The sequence below is a fragment of the Megasphaera lornae genome, assembly GCF_000214495.1.
GTDB classification, from domain to species: domain Bacteria; phylum Bacillota; class Negativicutes; order Veillonellales; family Megasphaeraceae; genus Megasphaera; species Megasphaera lornae.
Genome location: NZ_AFIJ01000010.1, coordinates 1 through 2,931, shown reverse-complemented (window position 1 = coordinate 2,931; position 2,931 = coordinate 1). Strand labels below are relative to the sequence as shown.

Annotated in this window: 2 rRNA genes; both read left to right on the top strand. The window is 53.3% G+C overall.

Annotated elements, in window-relative coordinates:
* Positions 1–2,755 (top strand): 23S ribosomal RNA (locus HMPREF1039_RS02195); the annotation flags it as partial.
* A 61-nt stretch (positions 2,756–2,816) separates the two neighbouring features.
* A 5S ribosomal RNA gene (gene rrf / locus HMPREF1039_RS02190) occupies positions 2,817–2,931 on the top strand; the annotation flags it as partial.

The window sequence follows — 2,931 nt, the reverse complement described above, 5'->3', positions numbered from 1 at the left end:
ATGGAGGGGAACCCGGTGAACTGAAACATCTAAGTAGCCGGAGGAAAAGAAATCAACCGAGATACCCTAAGTAGCGGCGAGCGAACGGGGAAGAGCCTAAACCTGACCGGGAAACCGATTGGGGGTAGAGGACTGCAGAGAAGAACCGGAACGAAGCAGAATCAGGTGGGAAACTGAGCCATAGACGGTGAGAGCCCGGTATGCGAAAGGGAAGGGAAACGGCAGAATCCGGAGTACCACGGGGCACGAGAAACCTTGTGGGAAGCAGGGGGGACCACCCTCCAAGGCTAAATACTGATAGAGACCGATAGCGCAAAGTACCGTGAGGGAACGGTGAAAAGAACCCCGGGAGGGGAATGAAACAGAACCTGAAACCGTATGTCTACAAGCAGTCGAAGCTCGATACAGGAGCGACGGCGTGCCTATTGAAGAATGAACCGGCGAGTTACTGTTAGCGGCGAGGTTAAGCGGAAAACGCGGAGCCGAAGCGAAAGCGAGTCTGAAGAGGGCGAAAAGTCGGTGACAGTAGACCCGAAACCACAGTGATCTACCCATGTCCAGGCTGAAGCACAGGTAAAAATGTGTGGAGGGCCGAACTAGTGAGCGTTGAAAAGCTTTTAGATGAGATGTGGGTAGGGGTGAAATGCCAATCGAACGTGGAGATAGCTGGTTCTCCCCGAAATAGCTTTAGGGCTAGCCTCATGGAGAGAGTACAGGCGGTAGAGCACTGAACGAGGTAGGGGCCTATCCGGCTACCGAACTTAATCAAACTGCGAATGGCTGTACTTATACATGGGAGTCAGACTGCGAGTAATAAGGCCCGTAGTCAAGAGGGAAACAGCCCGGACCAACAGCTAAGGTCCCCAATGCCGTACTAAGTGGCAAAGGATGTGGAATTTCGAAAACAACCAGGATGTTGGCTCAGAAGCAGCCACCATTAAAAGAGTGCGTAATAGCTCACTGGTCGAGAGACTCTGCGCCGAAGATGACCGGGGCTAAAGTACGGAACCGAAGCTTTGGCAATTAGCAATGCTAATTGGGTAGGGGAGCGTTCCTGCATGGGAGAAGCCTGACCGGAAGGACAGGTGGACAGGCAGGAAGAGAGAATGCCGGTATGAGTAGCGAAAAGAATGGTGAGAATCCATTCCACCGAAAGCCTAAGGGTTCCCGGGCAACGATCGTCGACCCGGGGTAAGTCGGGACCTAATCCGAGGCGAAGACGCATAGGAGATGGACAACAGGTTGAAATTCCTGTACCGCAAAAGTATGATTGAGCGAAGCGGTGACACAAGAAGAACGATGCGCATGCGACTGGAAGAGCATGTCCAAGCAGGTAGGCTGTAGAGTAGGCAAATCCGCTCTATGAAAAGGCCGAGAAGTGATGGGGAGTATCTCGAAAGAGAAACGAAGGGATCGGAACTAAATTGTCGAGAAAAGCCGCTAGTGAGTACTTGGGCGCCCGTACCGAAACCGACACAGGTAGGCGGGAAGAGAATTCTAAGGTGCGCGGGAAAACCCTCGTTAAGGAACTCGGCAAAATATATCCGTAACTTCGGGAAAAGGATAGCCCAGAGTATGTGAAGTCCGAACGGATGGAGCAGGAATGGGCGGCAGAAGAGAGGCCCAAGCGACTGTTTACCACAAACACAGGCGTCTGCTAAAGCGAAAGCTGATGTATAGATGCTGACACCTGCCCGGTGCCGGAAGGTTAAGAGGACGTGTTAGCCGCAAGGCGAAGCAGAGAATTGAAGCCCCGGTAAACGGCGGCCGTAACTATAACGGTCCTAAGGTAGCGAAATTCCTTGTCGGGTAAGTTCCGACCCGCACGAAAGGTGTAACGATTTGGGCACTGTCTCAACGAGGGACCCGGTGAAATTGAAGTACCTGTGAAGATGCAGGTTACCCGCGACTGGACAGAAAGACCCCATGGAGCTTTACTGTAACCTGAGATTGGATTCCGGTATAAGATGTACAGGATAGTTGGGAGGCGGAGAAGTGAGTACGCCAGTATTCACGGAGCCGACGGTGGGATACCAACCTTGTTGTATTGGAATTCTAACGAGAGCCGTAACAAAGCTGCGGACAGTCTCAGGCGGGCAGTTTGACTGGGGCGGTCGCCTCCAAAAGAGTAACGGAGGCGCCCAAAGGTTCCCTCAGCGCGGACGGAAACCGCGCGCAGAGTGTAAAGGCAGAAGGGAGCTTGACTGCGAGACGGACAGGTCGAGCAGGGACGAAAGTCGGGCTTAGTGATCCGGTGGTAGAGAGTGGAATTGCCATCGCTCAACGGATAAAAGCTACCCTGGGGATAACAGGCTTATCTCTCCCAAGAGTCCATATCGACGGGGAGGTTTGGCACCTCGATGTCGGCTCATCACATCCCGGGGCTGAAGTAGGTCCCAAGGGTTGGGCTGTTCGCCCATTAAAGTGGTACGCGAGCTGGGTTCAGAACGTCGTGAGACAGTTCGGTCCCTATCCATCGCGGGCGCAAGAAACTTGAAAGGGGCTGCTCCCAGTACGAGAGGACCGGAGTGGACGAACCGATGGTGTACCAGTCATATCGCCAGATGTGCAGCTGGGTAGCTACGTTCGGGACGGATAAACGCTGAAAGCATCTAAGCGTGAAACCAGCCTAAAGATGAGGTTTCTCATTGGAAACAAGTAAGGTCCCACAAAGACGATGTGGTAGATAGGCCGGGAGTGGAAGTACAGCAATGTATGGAGCGGACCGGTACTAATAGACCGAGGACTTGACTTAAAGAAGGAACGTTAAGCATTACTTTTCCGAGCAGTTGTCAGGGCAAGTCCCTGAAGAGCAATTCAGCGGCGATAGCTGCGGGGATCCACCTGTTCCCATGCCGAACACAGCAGTTAAGCCCGTAAACGCCGAAAGTACTTGGGGGGAGGCCCCCCGGGAGGATAGGAAGTCGCTGA